Genomic DNA, 21,442 nt, shown 5'->3' on the forward strand with positions numbered 1-21,442 from the left:
TTATAGGTCAAAGTATAGAGGCTATTGTTTTTTTACCCCCAGGGAAGCCAGGATCTCCTCACTTTTATCCAGCTTCGGATCAGAGAAAATAACGGTGATGCCGCCGGACTTATCGAGCACAAAGTCATACATCCTGCTGGCAGCCAGCTTTTGTACGGCATTGTAGATCTTGTCCTGTATAGGTTTCACCAGCTCTTCCCTTTTCTTGAAAAGATCGCCTTCGTAACCGAAACGTTTCTTTTGCAGGTCTTTCGCTTCTTTTTCCCGGGCTATGATCTCGTCTTCACGTTTGCGCTTGAGGTCGTCTGTCAGCATTACCTGTTCTGCCTGGTAAGACTTGTACATCTTGTCCACTTCCTGGAACTTCACGTCTATTTCTTTCTGCCATTGTTCTGCTACGGCGTCGAGTTTCTTCTGTGCATCCTTGTAATCAGGAATGCTTTCCAGGATGTATTTCGTATCGATCACACAGTAACGCTGGGCCAGGGCTCCAAAAACGGTGCCCAACACTAAAGCCGCGGTAATGAATAATTTTTTCATCTGGTAAATATTTTAATCGGTAGATGGAATTTCGCGTTCCATCGGGAATAAGGTTCGCATTGCGATCAGGCTACGCAATATATAATAAATATTTTATTCCGGTTCAAACCCGAGCATGAATGTAAATTTCGCTGCGTCTTTCATGCCGCCGCCCGGTCTGATCCTATCCAATCCTATGCCATAGTCGAAACCAAGCAGGCCGAACATCGGCAGGTAGAACCTGGCGCCCACGCCCACAGAGCGTCTCAGCCTGAAGGGATCATATTCTTTGAAATCCCTGTAACCGTTCGCGGCTTCCAGGAATATCAGGCCGAAAATTGTCGAGCTCGGGTTGAGACTGAAAGGATAACGCAGTTCCACCACATATTTATTGAACATGGTGAACCCGGCATAACCTGCGGGAGGACCGCTGCTTTCAGGATTCAGCTTCGGGTTGGAGGTGTAGTACACCGGGTAGCCGCGCTGTGAAATGATGTCCCTGTCGTATACCGCGAAGTTGCTCAAACCGTCGCCGCCCAGCTCGAACCGGCCGAAAGGCGAGAGTGTAGTGCGGTTGTTGTAGCGGCCGAGGTAACCGAATTTGGCGGCCACTTTCAGTACGAGCGATTTGTGGTCGCTGCCCACGGGGCGGCTCAAAGGCACATACCATTCGGCATTCATGCGGTATTTCTGGTATTCGATGAACTTGAACTGCTCCTGGATGGTCTCGCTCTTGTAGTCCTTGTCAGGATTCAGCACTGAGTACGGCGGCGTGAACTGGCCGTACAGCATGAAGCTGGAACCACTACGGGGGAAGATCTGCTGGTCAACGGAAGAGCGTGCAAGCGTCAGCCTTAAGCTGAGGTTATTGGCCACGCCGTTGTCGAAACCTTCCAGGCCGAAGTAGTTGAAGTCCTTCAGTTTGTAGCGCTGGTAGTTGATGGTGTACATCAGGGAGAAAAAGTCGTCCGGCCATCTCAGCTGTTTACCGAGGGAAACGGAACCGCCCAACACCCTGAAATATGCGCCGGGATTGGGTACCGGCTGGTTATAATATTCTGCGAATGCGTTCGGGTTCTGGTAAGTGCTGTAGAAGCTCACGGAAAACGGGTTCCTTTTCTTGCCGCCGAGCCAGGGTTCGGTGAAAGAGAAGTTGTAGGAGCGGTAAGCCTTACCGTTGGAAGAGATCCTTACGCTGAGCTTCTGGCCGTCGCCGGAAGGCAGCGGGTCCCAGGTTTCCTTGCGGAAGATGTTGCGCAGGGAGAAGTTGTTGAACGTTACGCCGAGGGTACCGGTGAGGCCGATGTAACCGCCCCAGCCTGCGGACAGCTCCAGCTGGTCGTTCGCTCTTTCTTCCACTTTATAGTCGATGTCTACGGTTCCTTCCTGCATGTTGGGCACCGGGTTGATGCCGATGGTCTCAGGGTTGAAGAAGCCGAGCTGCGAGATCTCGCGTTGTGACCTTATCAGGTTCTGGCGGCTGAACCATTCGCCGGGCAAGGTTCTCAGCTCGCGGCGAACGACGTGTTCATTCGTTTTTTCGTTACCTGCAATGCGTATATCCTTGATAGTTGCCTGGGGGCCTTCCTGGATGCGGATCTCGTAGTCGATGGTGTCTCCGCGGATGCCGGTTTCCACGGCCTCTGACTGGAAGAACAGGTAACCGTCGTCCATGTACAGCGAACCGATGTCGCCGCCTTCAGGGCCCGGAGGGTTGCCAAGGCGTTTGTTCAGCAGCTCCAGGTTATAGATGTCGCCTTTCTTGATGCCGAGGCCGCGGTTAAGAATAGTATCGTTGTAAATGGTGTTACCTCTCCAGATGATGTTGCCGAAATAATACTTGCGGCCTTCATCCACTTTCACTTCGATGTTGAGGTTCCCTTTGCTGGAGGCGTACAGGGTATCGTCCACGATCTGCATGTCGCGGAAACCTTTGGAGTTGTAATATGCGATGAGTTTTTCCTTGCCTTCGTCGTACTTCGCTTCGTTGAATTTGGAATTGGCGAAGAAGTTGGGGCGGAAATAAGGATTGAGCTTTTGCAGGGTGCGGGTAGCGGAAAGGTAGCCCATGGATTGCCAGTAATCGTCTGTAGTGGCCATGCTGTCTACCCAGGCGTCCGCCATTTCAGGATACAGCGTCATGCGCGGCGTTTCCTTGGGATCTTTCATTTTTTTCTTCAGCACATTGTCCGGTATCCAGTAGTTGCCTACCATGTGGATGTCGTTCACTTTCACTTTATGCCCCTTGTCTACCCAAAAGATAACGGTAGCGGAGTTGATGGCCGGCGGCGGGTCTTTTTTCACTTCCATGCGAACGGTTACATTGCGGTAACCTTTTTCGGCGAAGTGTTTTTTCACCACGGCCAGGGTATTTTGTTCGAGCGCGTCCGTTACCACGCTTCCCTTGCGGAGGCCGGCTTTGGTCACGAAGTCTTCCGATTCGGTCTTCTTCACGCCTTTGAAGCTGAAGTTGGACATGCGGGGTTTTTCCACCAGTTCGATCTCCAGCCAGATCTTGTTGCCTTCTATTTTAGTGATGTAGATCGCGATGTTGGAGAACAGGCGTTGGCCCCAGAGGTTCTGGATGGCTTTGGCGAAGTGGTCTCCGGGGAGCACTACCTTATCGCCAACGGCCAGGCCGGAAAGAGACAGCAGTAATGATTTATCGAGGAATTCAGTGCCTGTCACGGTAATTTCGGCAATTTCGAATTGCTGCGGGTTGCTCAGGGTGAAGGGAGAGATGTCCGTTGCCGGCCTGCCGGGGGGCGGGGTGGGCAAGGTATCCCTTTGCTGGGCACGCACAGATATACCCGCGCTGCAACATAAAACTACGGCCAGTAGGCTTTTAGGAAACAATTTCTTCATTCTGCTGTATTTGTTCGCTTGTTTTGCCGAATCGACGTTCTCTGGTTTGATAATTTAAGATGGCTTCGTATAGATTCTCTTTGCGGAAATCGGGCCAGCGGGTATTGGTAAAATACAGCTCCGCGTAGGCCAGCTGGTACAATAAGAAATTGCTTATACGGTGTTCGCCGCTGGTCCGGATCATCAGTTCAGGATCCGGCAGTTTGGCGGTACATAGGTATTTCTCCCATATCTCGGGCGTCACTTCATCAGGATTCAGCTTGCCTGCCTGTGCATCTTTCGCAATGCTGCGCACGGCCTGCAATATCTCCCAGCGCGCGCTGTAGCTCAGCGCCATCACCAGGTTCAGACCTTTATTGGCTGCGGTCATTTCCTTCGCTTCCTCCAGCTCTCTGAAACAGTGCGGGGGCAGCATAGCCATATCACCGATCACATGCAGCCGGATATTATTTTTATTGAGGGTGCCCACTTCATTCCTGATAGTGGTCACCAGCAGTTCCATGATGCCGTTCACTTCGTATACCGGCCGGTCCCAGTTCTCAGTAGAAAAGGCGTATAAGGTCAGGTATTCGATGCCCAGTTCGGCACAGCCCTCCACTATATCGCGCACACTTTCCACTCCCTGATGATGCCCATAAAGCCGGTCCTGCCCTCGTTCCTTGGCCCATCGGCCATTCCCATCCATAATGATGGCAATGTGGCGAGGCAGTCGTTGCAGGTCTAATTGATCCTTCAAACTCATGACTATTTCAGGCGTGTTAAAACAGTTTTACTAAAAGTGTGCAAAGATACAAAAATAACTTTATGGCCTTTCCGGCAAAGGTCGCGGGGCTCTTTTAACGTAGTTTTAACGGGAAAGGTTGCTGGGAGCGCATTTTGGCCGGCTCAGAATTTACAGCGGTAGGAGGTGAAAAGGATACCCAGCGTCAGCTCCACGGTGGCAAACTGGTCCTTGTCCCGGCTGTTGCCCCGCTGCCTGCCCGCCTCGCCGATCGGCACGGCGCCGGTGGCATAGGAACGGTCCTGCAATACGGCGGCTACGGTGGCCGAACCGTCTGCTTTGGTAGGGAATGCGGACAAACCTGCGTAAGTGGTGCTCACATCGTCCAGGTAATCGGTCTGGGCAAAGCGGAACAGTACTTCCAGTCCCAGGTTCAGCCGGCTGTTCAGGCTGTATTTCAGCCCGCCGCCGATCAAAAAGGAATAGGAGTACAGGCTGTAAGGCTTGCGGTCGGGGTAAAGGGAAGTGCCCTGCCCCTCGGTATGCATAGGCTGCAGGAAGTATTTATTGCCGTCCAGGAAGGCGTATGGGTTAAAATGGAAGATGGATGCGCCCAGGGTGAGATAAGGGCTGAACCGGTAGTCTTCACTCCCCGGCTCAAAACGGAAGAAGTTAAAATCTCCCTGCACGGCCAGCTCAAAGAGGTCTGTATTAAAGCTCAGGTTGCGCCGTTTTTGGTAACTGTTGTCGCTGTAAATGTCCGAATAGCCCAGCTTCATGTACCTGAACTGGGCCCTCGCGCCCACGTAGTCGTTGAAATATTTGCGGTAATAGATGCCCACGGTAGGTTTCACGGCCCTGAGACCGCCATGGGTGTTGAGGTCCCCGAAATAATGGGCGCCTCCTGCGGTGAACCCCAGTTCGCCTACATAACTCAGCTCCTGCTGGGCCACGGCCCTGTTCAGCAGGGAACCGGCCAGCAAAATGCCGGCAACTCCCAGGATCCTTGATTGAATACGCGTAAGCAGCATAAATATCAGTAAGAACGTAATTTAAAGCATTTTCGTATGAAAAAAAGAGGTAATAGCAGCTTATTTCCCGCGGTTGTTCCGGGTGTCTATGCCCCATAACAGTTTGTTTCTCAGGGTGTGCAGGAAGTTGCTCTCGTTCAGGCGGAGCAGGTGGATGGTGAAATCCTCTTTTTTCACGGCCAGCTGCACGCGGTTGTCTATCACTTCCATCCGGCTGTCCAGCGTGCAGATGAACTGGTCGCTGCGGCCTTCCACCTCAAAGGAGATCACATTATCGTCGGGCACTACGATGGGGCGTACGTTCAGGTTGTGCGGGGCCACGGGGGTGATCACGAAGTTAGCGGCTTCGGGAAACACGATGGGGCCGCCGCAGCTGAGGGAATAGCCGGTGGAACCGGTAGGCGTGGCCACGATCAGCCCATCGGCCCAATAGGTATTGAGGAACTCCCCGTTCAGGTAGGTATGGATCTTTACCATCGCGGAGGTATCTTTTTTGTGAATGGTGAATTCGTTCAGGGCATAGGGCACGTCGCCAAAAAGCGGCGAGCTTGCGTCCAGGTGGAGCAGGGTACGTTTGTCCACCACGTAATTGCGGCTTACGAGGGAGTTGACCACTTCATGTATCTCGTCGCGCCCGATGCTGGCGAGGAAGCCGAGGCGGCCGAAATTCACGCCCATCACAGGGATGTTCTTGTCGCGGACGTAGGCCACGGTATCCAGCAGGGTACCGTCTCCCCCCAGGCTCACCAGGAATTCGATGCGCCCGTCGAGGTCTTCTGCTTTGGAAAAGGTATCGGTTTCAGCGGGAAAGCGGATATGCAGCCTTATTTCCTTGAAAAAAGGCTCGTACACCACCGGGGTGATCTCCTGGCGGCCCAGTTCATCCAGCAACAGTTGTATATCTTCCAGGTCTTCTTGAACAAAGCCGCGGCTGTAAAGGGCTACATGCATTTACATATCCAGTTTAGCGTGTAAAAATAGTCCTTTTTCTCCCAATTGGTTGATGCTGTATTCGAAACGGATGCAGGTATCGTAAAAAGAAACCACATCCAGCCCCAGCCCCGCGGTGTACAGCATGCGGTTGTTCAGGCCGCCGTGCAGGCTTTGCCGGCTGTAGCTGTAGCCCATGTCGCCATAGGCTTTGGCCAGCACGCGGATGGGCAGGTTGCTGAACTTTTTGGGCACGATGGGCAGGTGTACTTTGAAATTAAGCAATTCCCTGCGCAGGGTGCTTTTCACGATAAAAAAGGCGGTACCGTCCACCACATAATATTCCAGCCCGCGGAGGTAATCTTCCCCATATCCCATGGCCCTTACGCCGATATAAGGTTGTTTATCAGGCAGCTTGGCCTGCCCCAGCACGCTGAGGGCGCCCCAGGTTTTGCGGGCCAGCGGCCAGTAGCGGGCGGCTTTCAGGCGCAGCCGCACATAATCGAGGTCGCTGAGGCCGGCCAGGCCTACTTTTGAGAGCTCGCCAACGAAAGAGCGGCCTACCAGCGGGTACTGCCAGCTGTCTGCCTGGATGAATTGCAGGCGGTAGCCGAATTCGAGGTATCTTATATCGGTGCGGCCGCCGCCGAGGTAACCGGGGTTGAGGCGGGCCACGGTATCGTTCACGGATTCGTTGTAATAGCCCAGGTACAGCTGGTGTTTCGTGGAGATGGCCCTGCGGTAGGTGTAGGTGGCGCTGGCGGAAAACTGGCGGCGCAGGAAATCGTCTTCCCGGTAAAACTGCTGCTTGTTGTAGTCGGAAACGTAGTTGATCTCGCGGTTGCGGCTGTAGGAGACCACGAAACCTATCCCATGCTGCAATTTTTTATCGATGTAGGGAAGATTATAGCCCAGGAGGAATTTCTGGGTATACCCCACGGTCACATCACCATACACATCGTCGTTGCGGCCGGTCAGGTTATCCTGGAACACTTTCAGGCCAACGTTCACCCGGTCCAGGCTGTGGTTTTTCTCTACCCACCACTGGTTGAAGTTGCGGTCCGCCAGTTTAAAGATGGGGAAAGCGATCAGGTACCAGCGCTCCCATACTTCAAAAGAGAGGTCTGCCTCGTTGCCGTTCCACGACTTCACATTGGCCACTACATTGAGGAAGAGGGAAGTATTCAGCAATTGTTTCCGGCTGGATTCCAGTGTGGTAGCGAGGTTGCGCAGGCGGATGGTATCTCCCGGCTGAACGCCCAGTTCGCGCAGCACGATGGAGGTGCGGGTGCGTTTGTTGCCGGATACGAGGATGTTGCGCACAACGAGGTAGGCCGTATCCTGCACGGCGCCGATGGCCGGGAGGGTGACGGGCTGCTGCGGTACGCTGTCTTTTATCAGCTTCTGCACGGCTTCTTTCAGCGGCTCGGGCACGGTGTCGCGCGGGGGCGCCTGCCCGCTTGCGGCCTGCATGAAAAGCAGGCACAGCCACAAGCCGGTGATATAATAAACAGTGCGCAAATAAGACATTTTGGAAATTACATGCTGATGTAATTCATGAGCAGGTCGTAGTTCTTCTTGAGCAGGTCTTCTTCCAGCTCTTCACTGAACATGTATTTGATGGTGTAATTGAATCTCTCGAACGTGGCTACCAGCCCCTGCATGTCCTGCCGGTTGGTCTTCAGCAGTACTTCCAGCTTGGCGGTGCCAGGATTATTGATCGTATTAACGCTGAGGAGGGTTACTTCATTGCTTTCCGCGATGCGGGCTATTTCGCTCAGGCTGTAATCTCTCGGTTCCACTTCCAGCACCAGCAGGCCGCCGGGCTCTTTCACACCGTTGTATTGCGCCAGGATGGCCAGCAGGTTGTCTTTGGTGATGAGCCCCAGGTATTCCCCCTCGCGGGTGATCACGGGCAATACAGACAGCTTGAGATCGTAAAAAAGCTTCAGTGCTTCGTAAAAATGCGCCCCTTCCATCACGGCGGGCTTCAGGGGGCTGAGCGGGGCCGATTCCAGCAGCAGGTCAGGGTCTTCCCAGTCCAGTATCTGGTCTTCCTCCACCAGGCTCAGGTACTTGTTGTCCACTACCAATGGCAGCTGCGTCAAATGAAATTCATTCATCAGGCGTAATGCTTTCGCGCCGGTATCCATCGGGTGGAGCACCGGCACAACGGTAGAGATGAGTTCCTGTGCCAACATATTCGTTCGTGTTTCAGTTACAATAATAGCAAAGAATATTCCAATACCGCCAACAGGGAGTATTAAAAATTACATAAACACGGAGCAATGGCGCAGCAGCCGGGATGAGCGGTTAGCCTGCATTGGCTCCCACAGCCTTGTTGTTGAGTCTTTTCAGGAAGTCGTGCATGATCACATTGAACTCGTCGGGCACTTCCATCATGGGCGCATGACCGCATTTGTCGATGAAGTGAAGTTCGGAGTTAGGGATAAGCCGGCGGAACTCTTCGCCAACCATAGGCGGGGTCACGGTATCGTTATTGCCCCAGATGAGCAGGGTGGGCGTTTGAATGGTTTTCAGCTCGTCTCCCAGGTTGTGGCGGATGGCGGATTTGGCGAGGGTGATGATCTTGATCACTTTCAGCCGGTTGCTGGTGATCTCGAACACCTCGTCTACCAGTTCCTTGGTGGCCATGGCCGGGTCGTAGAAGGTAAGCTCGGTCTTTTTACGGATGTATTCATAGTCGCCGCGCTTGGGATAGGTTTCACCCATGCCGTTCTCAAAAAGGCCGGAGCTGCCGGTCAGGATGAGGGATTTGACATTTTCAGGGTGCTTCAGGATGTACACGAGCGCAACATGCCCTCCAAGGGAGTTGCCCATCAGGTGAATGTCTTTATAGCCAAGGGTCTCAACGAATTTGTGCACGTATTTGGCGAGGCCGCCTACGGAGGTTTCCAGGATATTCAGATCAAACAGGGGAAGCATCGGGATCACCACTTTGTTGTACTGCTTGAAATATTCGAGCAGCCCGCTGAAATTACTCAGGGCGCCGAATAAGCCGTGCAGCAAAATCACCGGTTCTCCTTCTCCTTCTTCGATGTACTTAAATTTGCCCTGTGTTTTGATTTCGTAATTCATTACCTATGCTTGAAGTCAATTTTGCGCTAAAATAATTCTTTTTCTTAATTCAAATACTCCCTAAAAACGAGGCTATTTTACAGGAATTTCCCTGGCAGCATGCTCAAAAAATCCTTCCAGCTGGGCAAACATATCCCTGAAGAAGGGAATAACACTGCCGATTCTTTCTATTACCCAGGGTCCCACAGGTTCAATATAAGGATACACGGCGGATTGCAGCTTGGTCTCGGGGCTCAGCCAGTATACCTGGTTGGCCAGCCAGAGTAAAACGCTGTACACTACCGTAAAAACAATTACATACAACAGGATGCCTCCCAGGCGGTTCAGCCAGCCCAGCATGGACCACTGCACTACTTTTTCCAGCGCCGCCGCGCCCAGCCTTACTAATATGACGACGCCGAGGAATATCGCCATAAAGGAGATCACCGGCCACCAGCGGCCCTGCATGCCGTTTTGCTCCAGGTAAGCGGCCAGCACGGCAGACAGCTTCAGGGCAGCGGCCAGGCCTACAATGCTGGCTACCAGGGAAAACACCGCAATGATCAGGCCGCGCGAAAAGCCCCGGTAAACGGCAAATGCCATAAGCACCGCGAAAACAACGTCTATGGCCATTACCGGTTTATTTGGTCAGCAGTTCCTTCACAAGGGCGGAGATCATTTTGCCATCCGCTTTGCCGGCCAGTTGCTTGGTAGCCGCGCCCATCACCTTGCCCATATCAGCGGGGGAAGATGCGCCGGTGGATGCAATAATGCCCTGCAGCGCAGTGCGCAGCTCGGCCTCATCCATTTGTTTGGGCAGGTAACGTTCTATAACGGAAAGCTCTTCTTCTTCTTTTTTGGCAAGATCTTCACGGTTCTGCTGGCGGAAGATGTCCAGCGAATCTTTCCGTTGTTTGGCCAGCTTCTGCAGCAGCTTCAGTTCGTCTGCTTCAGAAAGCTCGCCGGTGCTGCCTTCGGCGGTTTTCGCCACCAGCACGGCCGCCTTGATGGCGCGCAGCGCACGCAGTTCTGCTTCAGCTTTCGCCAGCATGGCGGTTTTGATAGCGCCGTTGATATTTTGTTCCAATGACATATTTCCTGTTATTTAAGTCTTACTGGTTCTGATTCTGTTCCTGGTTCTTCAGTTTCTCCTCGAATTTCTTGTAAAAGTCGGTGGCAAATGCCCGCAGGTCGTTCGCCTGGTCTGCCCAGGGCGTTGCGCGCTGGTAGGTGTCTGCCATGGTCATAAAGGTCTGGTAAAAGAAATCGGCCATTTCATCCACCATCATCTCTTTGGTCCAGAGGTCTATGCGCAGGGCGGTTTTGTCTGCCCCGTCCCAGAAGGCCACCATCATGGCTTTGGCTTTGTTCATCTTGTCCTGCGTGCTGTCGGTAGCGGTCCATTCAATGGTCTCGGGCACTTTGTTCTCGTCCAGCCCTACCTGGATCGTTATGGTAGATTTCTTTAACATACGTCGTTTTGATTAGAAGATGCAAAAATAAGCATTTCAGGCTTAGGCGGTGATGATCCGGCCCAGCTCTCCCGCGGCATCGTCCCAGCTGGGCACGCGGCTGATGTGGTCCAGCAGGCGGCTGCGCAGCAGCTCGTCTTTATAAAGGGCGCTCATTTTTTCTGAAAGGTCTGTCACATCACCCGGCACTGCATTCAGCGCCGCGTCTTTCCCCGCTTCGGTGGAAGCGCCTGCATATATCACCACGGCGGGCACCTGGCAGCGCTGCGCCTGCAGCACGGGTACTGCAAGGCCATCGGCGCCCGCGGTATGCACCAGCGCGTAAGCCCCGCCTATCAGCCTGGCCAGGTCTTCTTCGCCTGCCTGCTGCATCCATATCACGTCTTCGCGGAATTTATACGTTTGCAGGGCCTGCGCAATGTCTTCCCCTTCCGGCGTAAGATCGCCCGCCAGCACCAGCTTTATGCCGGAGCGCAGCCGCTTCTTCAGCATGGAAAAGGCTTTCAGCAGCGGGATAATATTATTGTCAGGATGAATAGCGCCTACGGCGATAAAATACTCCATGCCGCCCGCAAATTCCTGCTTCACCTGTTCGCGCTCTTCCCAGTTGAGCGGAACGAATATTTCTGAAACGCCCGGCGTGAGCAGCACGAATTTACTGTCCAGCCCGCCATAACGGCCGCCGATCTGCTCTTTCATGAATTCGGAGAACACGGCGATGGACCGGAATTGCCGGATATATTCCGAGGTAGACGGCCTGTCTGCCAACGAAGCCTTTCGCGTGAGCAGCAGGTGCGCCTTCACTTCCGGCGGGAAAGGCAGTACATCGTTGATGCACAGCAGCCGGTCAATTTTATATTTTTTCAGCAACCTGTTCCATTGGTAACGGCGCCAGAAATATTGCCCAAGCTTACCACCGGTAAAGGGTTTCAGCACGGCTATCCCGCAATTGGCAGGCAGCGGTGGCACGGGCGTCCAGGGCCTGTCTGTAATAAAAATAAATTCCGCATCCGGGTGCAGGCTGCACAACCGGCTCATCAGTTCAGTAGGCACATTCCCGGTGTCTGCAACACTGTCCTGCAGCAACGGGAGCGCATTTACGGCTATTCGCATGATTCAAATCTGTTCCAACAATGCACAAACCTAAATAAAAAAAGGGTGTTCGGCTTTGAATCACCCTTTTTATATCAAAGAATGCATTTTTCAGGGAGCCTTGTTCAACACCCCGAAGCGGAAGGTCTTGGTATTGGTAGGATCGTTCTTGGAAGTGACGGTGATCACGATGCTGGCCACTTTGAGGCTGGGCAGGTTGATCAGCGTGAGATCAAGCGTATTGCCGGTGGCGGTTACGGGCGCATTCTGCGGGATGGGCTGGTCTGCCGGGTCCAGCGCAGTGACGGTGATGGTCACCCCGTCTTTCGGCAGGGGCGTGGAAGTGATATTGACTTTTACATTGAGCGTTGCGCCGGGTGCGGCGTTATCGTCCCTGTTCAGCTTGATGTCAGGCATTTCCACCACCAGTTCCGCTTCTTTGGGCGGCGGCGGTATGGGGTCTCCGTCACCATCGCCTTTTTTCTTCTTTTTACAGGCAACGGCGGCCACGGTAAAAACGCAGAGGAGAATAACCAGGTATTTCTTGTAGGGCATAGCAGATGTGGTTAAAACTCTTTAAAATTAGAAATAATTCTAATGCTATTCAAATTTTTCCTTTCACGTCCATAGCATCGCGCAGGCCGTTGCCTAACAGGTTGAAAGCCAATACCAGCAGCATGATGGCAAAACCCGGGGCCAAGGCCAGCAGCGGGTTGTGGGTGATGATGAAATTATAATTCTCTTTGATCATAAGCCCCCACGAAGGCTGTGGCGGCTGCACGCCTACGCCCAGGAAGCTGAGGCCGGCTTCCACCACGATGGCCGTAGCGAAATTGCTGGCAGCAACCACCATCACCGGGCCGAGGATATTCGGTAAGATATGTTTCGTAACGGTGCGTACATGCCCGTAACCCAGCGCCCGCGTGGCTTCCACGAATTGCAGCTCGCGCAGGCCCATTACCTGCCCCCGGATGATCCTGGCCACGCTCACCCACATGGTAAGCCCCACGGCAATGAACACCTGCCAGAAACCCTTGCCCAGCGCCAGCGTGATGGCAAACACCAGCAGCAAGGTAGGCACGCTCCAGATAACGTTGATCAGCCACATCACCGCCTCGTCTGTAACCCCGCGGAAATAACCCGCCACGGCGCCGAGGAAAATACCGATGGTGAGGGAAATGAGCACTGCAATGCAGCCCACGCTGAGGCTTACGCGCGTGCCCACCAGCAGCCTGCTCAGGATGTCGCGGCCGAATTTATCCGTGCCCAGCCGGTAATGCCGCAGCACGATATGTTCTTTCTCCACCTGCCGCTGCGCGGCTTTGATATCCGTGACCGCTGAATCTTTCCCGTACAGCACCTGCGACAAAGGCCAGGTTTTTCCCGCCGTGGTCGCTTCGTCTACATACTGCTCCGCATAAATGGAATCGCCTTTGAACTGCCAGCGGGTAACCGGCACCCAGGTGGCGGCAGATTCCTGACCATATACCAGCCTGTGCAGCCAGCTGCGTTGCAGGGGCGGCGTAGCGGAAGGAATGCTGAGCATATGCATGCTGAATCCCGGTTTCTGCCCGCTGATCTCCAGTATCATGCGGTTGGCATACGGCGTATGGTCCGGGCTGAGGAAGTACGCGAAGATGCCCGCCAGCAAAGCCAGCGCTATCACCGCCATGCCGGCCATGGCGCCTTTGTTGCGCTTCAGCCGCTTCCATGCCTGTTGGGAAAATGATGCCATGAAGGCCAAGTTAAAGTAAAGCACGGATTATTCCACTATCACACCTGCACAATTATTTTCATTTATACATTACCGTTATATGTAAGCGCTTACTTTTTATTCATCCCGCAGGGCATCACACGAAATTCAACGGCAGTAATTCCATTACATTCTTTTACGCAGGAAAAAAAGGCTTAAATTTTAATCAGATGAAGGTCAGTTTAAGACAAGTTTATGATCGTTATCCCGTTTAAGTCTAATACACCCTGGGGGTTTAAGACGAAAGCCTATTTGAAATCCAGCAAAGACGCAGTATCCGAAATGTTCAGTTTAAGACAGGTCCGACAGCACCCGTATTGTTCAGCTTAAGACACCGCAGGGGGATGACATCCCGCTTTTACGGCGCAGCATACGCCGCAACCGATCAACGCATGCGCATTCAGTAACCATTATTATAGTTAACATTTAAAAAGACGCATTATGCTTACACTCCAATTGCCGCAGATCTACTGCCCTTTCCCTTCTATGCTCAATCCTTTCGCAAAAGAAGCCGAAAAACACACCGCCGAATGGGTGAACCGTTTTGGCCTGGTAAAATCTGAAAAAGCCTGGGAACGCTTCCGCAGGGCCAAGTTTGCCATGCTTTCCTCCCGTGCGTTCCCGACGGCGGGAAGGTATGAACTTTGTATTGCCGCGGAGTTCAACACCTGGCTGTTTCTGCTGGACGACAAGAACGACGAGTCCATGTTCGGCAAGCTCGATTTTTTGCAGATGGTGCATTCATTCGTGGGGATGATCCTTCAGAACAACCGCGTGGTGGCGCCGGACGAGGGCATGCCGCTGGCGCTCAGCTTTGAAGACCTCTGGAAACGGATGAAACGCGTTAGCAGCGCCGCCTGGCAAAAACGTTTCGTGCAGAGCATGACCGATTACCTGGACGCATGCCTCTGGGAAGTGGAAAACCGCATCCGCCACGAAGCCCCTGGCGTAGCGGACTACATCGAGAAGCGCCCGTATACCGGCGCGTTGTATGCAGACATTGAGCTGATCGAAGTGCTGGAAAACATTTACCTTCCGGACGAAGTGCGGCTGCACGACATGGTGAAGCAGCTTTCCCTTGCCTGCAACAACGTGGTATGCTGGGCAAACGATCTTTTCTCTTTCGACAAGGAACGCCGCCAGGGCGATGTGCACAACCTGGTAGTGGTATTGAAGGAAGAACGCAAACTGAGCCTTGAAGAGGCCGTTGCGGAAGCCGCACGCATGCACGATGCGGAAGTGCGGCGTTTTATTTCGCTGAGTGAATCGCTGCCGTCTTTCGGCTCGGAAGTGAATGAAGAGCTGCAACGTTACGTGACCGTGCTGATGGCATGGATGCGCGCGAACCTGGACTGGAGCTTCGGCGACACCGCGCGTTACCGGATGAACATCACGGAAACGGCCAGCGGCAACTGGCTCATCTCCCGTTTATAACCAGGGAATCGGTTATACAAACATGGAAGGGGCGGCTATTTTACCTGCCGTCCTTTCCATTCGTATGTGCCGAACTTGCCCAGCCATCCGGCCATTACGACGTATATGATATGAAACGGCTGCCCGGGGATGAACCACGGCAGCAGTGAACGCTTCCTGAAAAAACCCGCCACAGGCACTAAGAATATCAGCTCCAGCACGATCTTGTACACCATTATCCAGCCGAGCCATGGCCACATCTGCGGGCTGAAAACCGCCACGATGGCCATCAGCAGCAGCAGCACGTTCCAGATATACACCAGCACCAGCACACGCGTGATGCGTTTATCTTCATACTTATCCGCCTTAGACGACCAGCGGATGCGCTGGTTCATGAAGCCTTTCACTGTTTCCACCGGCAGCGTGCGAACTACGGCGTCGCTGCTTTTGAGGTAACGCACGCCGTCGGGGTAAGCATGGTAGATCTTGTACATGAGCAGCATATCATCGCCGGAGGCGATCATGTCTATGCCCGTGAAGCCGCCCACTTCTTCGAAAGCGGTCTTTTCATACGCAAGGTTCGCCCCGTTGCACATGGTGCCGGTTTGCAGGTAAGCCACCGCGCCGGTGATGCCCTGCATGGTCATGAAATCGAGCGACTGCAGCTTCTGGAAAAAACCTTCTTCGCGGTGATACACTACCGGCGCGGCGATGAGCTGCGGGCGGTAGGTTTCGTAGAACTTCACGATAGATTCCAGCCATTTGGGGCCCATGAGGCAATCCGCATCGGTGGTAACGATGAGGTGGCCTGTAGCTTCGCTGATGGCGAGCTCTATCGCTTTTTTCTTGTAGGAGTTGAGGCGCTGGTGATGGCTGATGCGATCGCTCATGCGAATGACCCGCATATTGGTGGCAGGGAAATACCGCACAACGTCCGCAGTGCCGTCGCTGGAAAAGTCATCCACTACGATCACCTCGAAGAGGTTGGCGGGATAGCTTTGCTGCTGCAGCGCTTCCAGCAGCGGCGGGAGATTTTTTTCCTCATCCCTGGCGGGAATGATAACAGAAACTTTCGTATTGAAGGTATATGCGTGAGCGGCAGGATCAAATATTTTTAATCTGCTCCAGCCGTAGGTGTACGACAGCATTAATATTCCATACAAAAATGCGAGGCCGAGAGTGACGATCAATAAAGCATTCATGCTTACTAGCTAGTGATATTTTTTCTGATAATGAATCCTAATTCTTCTGATAACAGCTGGTGGCCTTTGTCCAGCACCAGCATTTTGCAGGGAAAAGTGCCGTCCGCGAACCGCTCCCCGAATGCCGGGGGGATCACACGGTCGTACCGCCCGAAAATTAACAGCGTGTCTATGTTGTAACGGGCCATCAGGCGCCTGCAGCGTTTCCGCGACGGCATCAGCTTTCGCATAATGGTCCATACATCATAAACCAGCCGGCGTTTCTCCGCTTTGTCCATACTGTAAAACGCAAACTTATAGACACTTTCATTCAGCAGGCCCCAGCGCCGCCATAGTGTGAGCAGCCGGAAGAACAGGGCCGGGTGATGCGTGTTGTACGAAAAGATACGGTTACCCACTTTGGTTTGCGTGGCAAAAAGATGCCACGGGTTGTTTTTTAATCCGTCCGGGGCGGCCATCACCAGGTGCGTGATCCGGGCCGCCATTTCTTCCACCAGGCACAAAGCCAGCCGTCCGCCCATACTATAACCCATAAGGGAGAACGTTTGTTTGCCGAACTTTCCCAATATTTTTTCCACCAGGGCCGCAAGGTCTTCCTTCCCGACCGGCCGGCCCTCGTTCCATATTGTTTTGCCGTGAAAGGGCATATCTAACGCGACGATAGTAAATATATTGCCCAGCGCAGGTTCCATCACACGAAAGTGCGATCCGCTTTCACCGAAGCCGTGAAAACAGATCAGCAGGCTGGCGCCCGTACCGGTCACTATGCCGGAAAATTCGCTGTTAAGATATGTCAGGCTAAAGTCCACTTTGTTTTTCAGTACGAATGGCGAATTTAGAACTTATTGCCCCGGAATCATAATTTGCCAATTGCTATAAACTCGGTAAATTACGAGTAGACTAAAAAATCATGCACGATGGATACCGCGGTTAACAGCAAAGCAGCCCTCAAGGGGGCGGAGTTCCTGGTGAAAGAGACTACACCCGCCGGGATTTTTATACCCGAAGATTTTTCAGAAGAGCAGCTTATGATCAGGGAGATGGCCGAGCAATTTGTGGCCAAAGAAGTAACGCCGGTGATTGATCGCCTGGATAAGCTGGAAGAAGGCCTTATGCCTTCCCTGCTGGACAAAGCCGGGGAACAGGGCCTGCTGGGCGCCGCTTTCCCAGAAGAGCTCGGCGGCCTTGGCAAAGATTTTATCACCGCTACCCTTATCAACGAAGCCCTTGGCGCCGGCCATTCCTTTTCCGTGGCCATGGCCGCGCACACCGGCATCGGCTCGCTTCCCATATTGTATTTCGGCACCGAAGCGCAGAAACAAAAATATATTCCCAAGCTGGCCTCCGGCGAAATGAAAGGCGCTTACGCCCTCACCGAACCCAACTCCGGCTCCGACGCGCTCAGCGCCAAAACCTCCGCCAAGCTCACCGCAGACGGTAAACATTATTTGCTCAACGGCCAGAAGATCTGGATCACCAATTCCGGCTTCGCCGATGTGTTTACCGTATTCGCCAAGATAGACGGGGAGAAGTTCACCGCGTTCATTGTAGACAAAGGCACGCCCGGCTTCACGCTCGGCCCTGAAGAGCATAAGATGGGCATCAAAGGCTCTTCCACCCGCCAGATCTATTTCCTGGACGCGAAAGTGCCCGTGGAAAATGTACTGGGCGAGATCGGCAAAGGCCACCTCATCGCTTTCAACATCCTCAACATCGGCCGCCTGAAACTTTGCGCAGCCGCGCTGGGCGGCGCCAAAGGCAGCATGGATATCACGATCCGGTACGCCAATACCCGCGAACAATTCAAACAACCCATTTCCAATTTCGGCGCCATCAAACATAAGCTCGCCGAAATGGCCATCCGTATGTGGGCATGCGAATCGGCGCTGTACCGCACCGCGCAGCTGATAGACCAGAAGGAACATGAGCTGCTGGCGGAAGGGAAAGCCTTCAACGAAGCCCTGCTGGGCGCCGCCGAAGAATATGCCGTGGAATGCGCCATGTTGAAAGTGAACGGCTCCGAAGTGCTGGACTTCGTAGTGGACGAAGGCGTGCAGATACACGGCGGCAACGGCTTCAGCGACGAATACGTGATCTCCAAAGCATACCGCGACAGCCGCATCAACCGCATCTTTGAAGGCACCAACGAAATAAACCGCCTCCTCACACTGGACATGACGCTGAAGCGCGCCATGAAAGGCAAGATCGATCTCATGACCCCGGCCATGAACGTGATGAAGGAACTGATGAGCATCCCCGATTTCGGCAGCGAGGACGAAGGGGCTTTTGCCAAAGAAAAGAAACAGGTGGTCAATATGAAAAAAGCCATCCTCATGGTGGCAGGCGCTGCCGCGCAGAAGCTCATGATGAAGCTGGAATCCGAGCAGGAAATCCTCATGAACATTGCGGATATGGCCATTGAAACATTCGTGAGCGAAAGCGCGCTGCTGCGCATCATCAAGCTCAGCGAACTGAAGGGCGAAGCCGCCGTGGCGCTGCAGGCAGACATGGTGCGCACTTATCTCACCGATGCTGCGGACAGGGTGAACAAATCCGGGAAAGACGCCATCAACGGGTTTGCCGAAGGAGACGAGCAGCGCATGATGCTGCTGGGCCTGAAACGTTTCACCAAAACGGAACCCTTCAACACCAAAGAAGCGCGCCGCCGCATTGCCGACAAGCTGATCGCAGATAACGGCTATACGTTCTGATCTTTTAACGCTTATAGATACCTTTGCAGGGAACGAGGCATAATCCTTGTTCCCTTATTTTATTTCAGAAGGAAATACCAGAGTCATGATCCAAAGGTTAAGAGGAAGCCTGCTGCTGGCAGCATTGTTTGTATCGCAGGCACATGCGCAGGAAAAAAGTTTTTTACGCCTTACACAGCCGGGCAAACAGAGTAACGCGGTAACGGCTACACGCCAGTACCTTGTAGGCAGCACCTGCAAATCGTGCCAGGTGTTCGTGAACGATGAACCGCAAAAAGTATATCCCACCGGCGCTTTCGCGATAGAAGTGGAACTGGAGGAAGGCAGCAATGAATTCGTGATCAAATCGCTCGGGCCTGAAGGAGACTCTATCGAACGCACCGTGTATTTCACTTACAACATTCCGCAGGCGCCGCAACCCGTTTCTTCCGTGAATATTGCTTACGTGCAGACCTTCCCTGAAGGCAACCTGCTGGTAGCGCCCGGCGACCTCATCCGCTTCCGCGTGAAGGCCATACCCGGCGGCACCGTTACCGTAGGCGGCCAGCTTCGGCTGATGGAGCTGCCAGTCAGCGGCAGCCAGACCATGCCCGGCATATACCAGGGCACCTACACCGTACAATGCAACGATCCGCTGATCACAGGCCGTGGCATGCCCGTGGTACTGGAAAGCGAAGGCACGGAAGTGCGCCGCAACACGCCATACACCTTCACCCTTACCGATCCGCAAACACAACCGATGGTCGGTAAAACCACCGGCGACAATCCTTTCCTGAAATACGGCCTGGGCGACGACCGCCTCGGCGGTGCACGCATGGGCTCGCTCGATACAGCCGTTTACCTGCACATCACCGGCAAAGTAGGGGCAGACTACCGCGTGAAACTTTCCAAGACCCTCAGCGCCTACATTCCGCAGGAACAGGTGGTGATGCAGGCGCCCGGCACATTCCCGCCTTCGTCTCTCACCAACAGCTGGCGCGTTTGGGGCGACGATCAATTCGATTACCTCACCGTATCCCTCACGCAGAAACTGCCTTACCGCACCATACAACAAACAGAGCCGTCCCGCATTGTGCTGGACATTTTCGGCGCCACCGCCAATACCAACTGGATCACCCAGCTGGAAAACAGCCGGGAGATCAAAAACGCTTATTATGAGCAGGTGGAAGACGACATCCTGCGCGTGACCATAGAGCTGAAACATAAGCAGCACTGGGGCCACCAGGTGTATTACAACGGCAGCACGCTCACCGTGAAAGTGAAAAGGCCGCCCACGCAACCAGGCCTCGGCAATCTTACCATCGCTGTAGATGCCGGCCATGGCGGCCGGAACCTCGGCGCGCAGGGCCCTACCGGCGTTTATGAAAAAGAAATGGCCCTCGCCGTAGCCACCTCCCTGCAACAGGCTTTGCAGGCCGAAGGCGCGCGCGTGCTGATGACCCGCGTGAATGATTCTTATGTAGACAACAACTACCGCATAGTTTCTTACCGCGACAAAGACCCTGACCTGCTGGTGAGCATCCACCTCAATTCTTCTTCAGATCCCATCCGTATACAAGGCACCAGCACTTATTACAAACACATCGGGTTCAGGCCGCTGAGCCAGCACATTTACAAACACCTGCTGGAACTGGGCTTGAAGGAATTCGGCAATATAGGCAGTTTCAATTTTGCACTGAACAGTCCTACCGAATACCCGAACGTGCTCGTGGAAACCCTGTTTCTCAGCAATCCTGAAGATGAAATGAAAATCCTGGACGCAGATTTCCGTCACCAGATGGCGGATAAGATCGTGATGGGCATCAAGGATTTTGTGGCGGAAGGATATGCCGGCGCGGCGGAGCAGCAGTAAAAGAAATGGCTCCCGCAGAGGGAGCCATGTGAAGACCGCGATGTAATATTATTCACGGTATTTCCATATCCAGAACGAGACTTTATGGAACGGGAAACCAGCTGTTAAATAAGCTTTCTCCAATCCCAAAGAAGGTTTGTATTTTCTTTATCATGATCAAAATAGAGGAGGCAGCCCAGGCGGTTACGCTGTGCTCTCATTGCTCTTGTCTAATGTCGCATCCGGCCCTGCGGCCCGGGGTTACGTACATAACACAAAAATGAAACATCTGTTTCAGCCCTGCAATACTTAGAACTAAGTATTTTTCCTGTCTAGATACCCTATTCCCTTCGCGCACAATATCCTACCATCTTAGTAGATTAATGACTATCTTTGCCCCGCTGCAACAGCTGTATATTTTGTACCTTTAACGTTATACCTTGATAAATACGTGATTATGGGTCAGTTAGTGAAAGAATTTGACGATTACAGGTCGAAGATGAACGAGGTGATACTGGGCAAGCAGAACCTGGTGCTCAACCGCCTGTTCAACCTGGATACCAACACCTATGCCGAGGGCGCCCTCAGCACCAAAACAAAGGAAATGCTCGGCCTGGTAGCCTCCATGGTATTGCGTTGCGACGACTGCATCAAATACCACCTGGGCAAGTGCCGCGAGCAGGGCATTACCACTGCTGAGATCTACGAGATATTTGCCGTAGCCAATATCGTAGGCGGCACCATCGTGATACCTCATACCCGCAGGGCCGCGGAGTATTGGGAAGAGCTTGTGAATTCGTAACTTTACATTTAAACCGATATAT

General features: G+C 53.3%; 20 protein-coding genes. 4 read left to right on the forward strand and 16 right to left on the reverse strand.

Annotation, left to right across the window (positions count from 1 at the left end; all coding sequences use genetic code 11):
- Positions 1–21: 21 nt before the first annotated feature.
- The 14 genes from R3I13_RS04320 to R3I13_RS04385 all read right to left on the reverse strand — a co-directional run bounded on the left by R3I13_RS04320 (position 22) and on the right by R3I13_RS04385 (position 13,443).
- A complete protein-coding gene (locus tag R3I13_RS04320; RefSeq protein WP_346316693.1) occupies positions 22–540 on the reverse strand; it encodes an OmpH family outer membrane protein in 519 nt (172 codons plus the stop codon).
- A gap of 93 nt (positions 541–633) precedes the next feature.
- Entirely contained in the window at positions 634–3,384 is a 2,751-nt protein-coding gene (locus R3I13_RS04325; RefSeq protein WP_346316694.1) for a POTRA domain-containing protein, read from the reverse strand.
- The gene (locus R3I13_RS04330; RefSeq protein WP_346316695.1) at positions 3,365–4,126 is read right to left on the reverse strand and encodes an isoprenyl transferase; all 762 of its coding nucleotides are present in this window, start codon (positions 4,124–4,126) and stop codon (positions 3,365–3,367) included. The genes R3I13_RS04325 and R3I13_RS04330 overlap by 20 nt, the downstream gene beginning before the upstream one ends.
- A gap of 143 nt (positions 4,127–4,269) precedes the next feature.
- Complete coding sequence (locus R3I13_RS04335) at positions 4,270–5,136, reverse strand: DUF6089 family protein (RefSeq protein ID WP_346316696.1); 867 nt, start codon at positions 5,134–5,136, stop codon at positions 4,270–4,272.
- Positions 5,137–5,196: 60 nt separating this feature from the next.
- On the reverse strand, positions 5,197–6,087 hold the full coding sequence (locus R3I13_RS04340; RefSeq protein WP_346316697.1) for an NAD kinase: 891 nt from the start codon (positions 6,085–6,087) through the stop codon (positions 5,197–5,199).
- Positions 6,088–7,587 carry a POTRA domain-containing protein gene (locus R3I13_RS04345; RefSeq protein WP_346316698.1) on the reverse strand — a complete coding sequence of 500 codons (1,500 nt, stop codon included), beginning with the start codon at positions 7,585–7,587 and terminating at the stop codon, positions 6,088–6,090. It lies immediately after the preceding gene.
- A gap of 17 nt (positions 7,588–7,604) precedes the next feature.
- Positions 7,605–8,267, reverse strand: a complete 663-nt coding sequence (locus R3I13_RS04350; protein WP_346316699.1) for a CBS domain-containing protein — start codon at positions 8,265–8,267, stop codon at positions 7,605–7,607.
- Positions 8,268–8,379: 112 nt separating this feature from the next.
- Positions 8,380–9,165, reverse strand: a complete 786-nt coding sequence (locus R3I13_RS04355) for an alpha/beta hydrolase (protein ID WP_346316700.1) — start codon at positions 9,163–9,165, stop codon at positions 8,380–8,382.
- Between the two features lie 72 nt (positions 9,166–9,237).
- Positions 9,238–9,777: a CvpA family protein gene (locus tag R3I13_RS04360; protein ID WP_346316701.1), complete on the reverse strand. Its 540-nt coding sequence runs from the start codon at positions 9,775–9,777 to the stop codon at positions 9,238–9,240.
- Positions 9,778–9,784: 7 nt separating this feature from the next.
- Complete coding sequence (locus R3I13_RS04365; RefSeq protein ID WP_346316702.1) at positions 9,785–10,237, reverse strand: GatB/YqeY domain-containing protein; 453 nt, start codon at positions 10,235–10,237, stop codon at positions 9,785–9,787.
- Between the two features lie 19 nt (positions 10,238–10,256).
- Positions 10,257–10,616, reverse strand: coding sequence for a gliding motility protein GldC (gldC, locus tag R3I13_RS04370; protein ID WP_346316703.1), 360 nt, complete (start codon positions 10,614–10,616; stop codon positions 10,257–10,259).
- 42 nt (positions 10,617–10,658) lie between these two features.
- Complete coding sequence (locus R3I13_RS04375; protein WP_346316704.1) at positions 10,659–11,729, reverse strand: glycosyltransferase; 1,071 nt, start codon at positions 11,727–11,729, stop codon at positions 10,659–10,661.
- Between the two features lie 90 nt (positions 11,730–11,819).
- On the reverse strand, positions 11,820–12,263 hold the full coding sequence (locus R3I13_RS04380) for a hypothetical protein (RefSeq protein WP_346316705.1): 444 nt from the start codon (positions 12,261–12,263) through the stop codon (positions 11,820–11,822).
- 49 nt (positions 12,264–12,312) lie between these two features.
- Positions 12,313–13,443: an ABC transporter permease gene (locus R3I13_RS04385; RefSeq protein WP_346316706.1), complete on the reverse strand. Its 1,131-nt coding sequence runs from the start codon at positions 13,441–13,443 to the stop codon at positions 12,313–12,315.
- Between the two features lie 459 nt (positions 13,444–13,902).
- On the opposite strand from R3I13_RS04385, the gene R3I13_RS04390 reads away from it, so the two are divergent.
- Positions 13,903–14,895, forward strand: a complete 993-nt coding sequence (locus tag R3I13_RS04390) for a hypothetical protein (RefSeq protein ID WP_346316707.1) — start codon at positions 13,903–13,905, stop codon at positions 14,893–14,895.
- A 35-nt stretch (positions 14,896–14,930) separates the two neighbouring features.
- Here the strand turns inward: R3I13_RS04390 and R3I13_RS04395 are convergent, their stop codons facing one another.
- The gene (locus R3I13_RS04395) at positions 14,931–16,076 is read right to left on the reverse strand and encodes a glycosyltransferase (protein ID WP_346316708.1); all 1,146 of its coding nucleotides are present in this window, start codon (positions 16,074–16,076) and stop codon (positions 14,931–14,933) included.
- A 5-nt stretch (positions 16,077–16,081) separates the two neighbouring features.
- Complete coding sequence (locus tag R3I13_RS04400; protein ID WP_346316709.1) at positions 16,082–16,885, reverse strand: alpha/beta hydrolase; 804 nt, start codon at positions 16,883–16,885, stop codon at positions 16,082–16,084.
- Between the two features lie 108 nt (positions 16,886–16,993).
- On the opposite strand from R3I13_RS04400, the gene R3I13_RS04405 reads away from it, so the two are divergent.
- The 3 genes from R3I13_RS04405 to R3I13_RS04415 all read left to right on the forward strand — a co-directional run bounded on the left by R3I13_RS04405 (position 16,994) and on the right by R3I13_RS04415 (position 21,420).
- On the forward strand, positions 16,994–18,787 hold the full coding sequence (locus tag R3I13_RS04405; RefSeq protein WP_346316710.1) for an acyl-CoA dehydrogenase family protein: 1,794 nt from the start codon (positions 16,994–16,996) through the stop codon (positions 18,785–18,787).
- An 85-nt stretch (positions 18,788–18,872) separates the two neighbouring features.
- Complete coding sequence (locus tag R3I13_RS04410; protein WP_346316711.1) at positions 18,873–20,639, forward strand: N-acetylmuramoyl-L-alanine amidase; 1,767 nt, start codon at positions 18,873–18,875, stop codon at positions 20,637–20,639.
- A 436-nt stretch (positions 20,640–21,075) separates the two neighbouring features.
- Positions 21,076–21,420 (forward strand): carboxymuconolactone decarboxylase family protein, encoded by a 345-nt coding sequence (locus R3I13_RS04415; protein WP_346316712.1) that lies wholly within the window; start codon positions 21,076–21,078, stop codon positions 21,418–21,420.
- Positions 21,421–21,442 lie beyond the last annotated feature (22 nt).

Source organism: Chitinophaga sp. YIM B06452 (assembly GCF_039655965.1).
Taxonomy (GTDB): Bacteria; Bacteroidota; Bacteroidia; order Chitinophagales; family Chitinophagaceae; genus Chitinophaga.

Coding starts and splice junctions, on each gene's coding strand:
- R3I13_RS04320 (WP_346316693.1), bottom strand. CDS start 540: ATGAAAAAATTATTCATTACCGCGGCTTTAGTGTTGGGCACCGTTTTT.
- R3I13_RS04325 (WP_346316694.1), bottom strand. CDS start 3,384: ATGAAGAAATTGTTTCCTAAAAGCCTACTGGCCGTAGTTTTATGTTGC.
- R3I13_RS04330 (WP_346316695.1), bottom strand. CDS start 4,126: ATGAGTTTGAAGGATCAATTAGACCTGCAACGACTGCCTCGCCACATT.
- R3I13_RS04335 (WP_346316696.1), bottom strand. CDS start 5,136: ATGCTGCTTACGCGTATTCAATCAAGGATCCTGGGAGTTGCCGGCATT.
- R3I13_RS04340 (WP_346316697.1), bottom strand. CDS start 6,087: ATGCATGTAGCCCTTTACAGCCGCGGCTTTGTTCAAGAAGACCTGGAA.
- R3I13_RS04350 (WP_346316699.1), bottom strand. CDS start 8,267: ATGTTGGCACAGGAACTCATCTCTACCGTTGTGCCGGTGCTCCACCCG.
- R3I13_RS04355 (WP_346316700.1), bottom strand. CDS start 9,165: ATGAATTACGAAATCAAAACACAGGGCAAATTTAAGTACATCGAAGAA.
- R3I13_RS04360 (WP_346316701.1), bottom strand. CDS start 9,777: ATGGCCATAGACGTTGTTTTCGCGGTGCTTATGGCATTTGCCGTTTAC.
- R3I13_RS04365 (WP_346316702.1), bottom strand. CDS start 10,237: ATGTCATTGGAACAAAATATCAACGGCGCTATCAAAACCGCCATGCTG.
- gldC (WP_346316703.1), bottom strand. CDS start 10,616: ATGTTAAAGAAATCTACCATAACGATCCAGGTAGGGCTGGACGAGAAC.
- R3I13_RS04375 (WP_346316704.1), bottom strand. CDS start 11,729: ATGCGAATAGCCGTAAATGCGCTCCCGTTGCTGCAGGACAGTGTTGCA.
- R3I13_RS04380 (WP_346316705.1), bottom strand. CDS start 12,263: ATGCCCTACAAGAAATACCTGGTTATTCTCCTCTGCGTTTTTACCGTG.
- R3I13_RS04385 (WP_346316706.1), bottom strand. CDS start 13,443: ATGGCATCATTTTCCCAACAGGCATGGAAGCGGCTGAAGCGCAACAAA.
- R3I13_RS04390 (WP_346316707.1), top strand. CDS start 13,903: ATGCTTACACTCCAATTGCCGCAGATCTACTGCCCTTTCCCTTCTATG.
- R3I13_RS04395 (WP_346316708.1), bottom strand. CDS start 16,076: ATGAATGCTTTATTGATCGTCACTCTCGGCCTCGCATTTTTGTATGGA.
- R3I13_RS04405 (WP_346316710.1), top strand. CDS start 16,994: ATGGATACCGCGGTTAACAGCAAAGCAGCCCTCAAGGGGGCGGAGTTC.
- R3I13_RS04410 (WP_346316711.1), top strand. CDS start 18,873: ATGATCCAAAGGTTAAGAGGAAGCCTGCTGCTGGCAGCATTGTTTGTA.
- R3I13_RS04415 (WP_346316712.1), top strand. CDS start 21,076: ATGGGTCAGTTAGTGAAAGAATTTGACGATTACAGGTCGAAGATGAAC.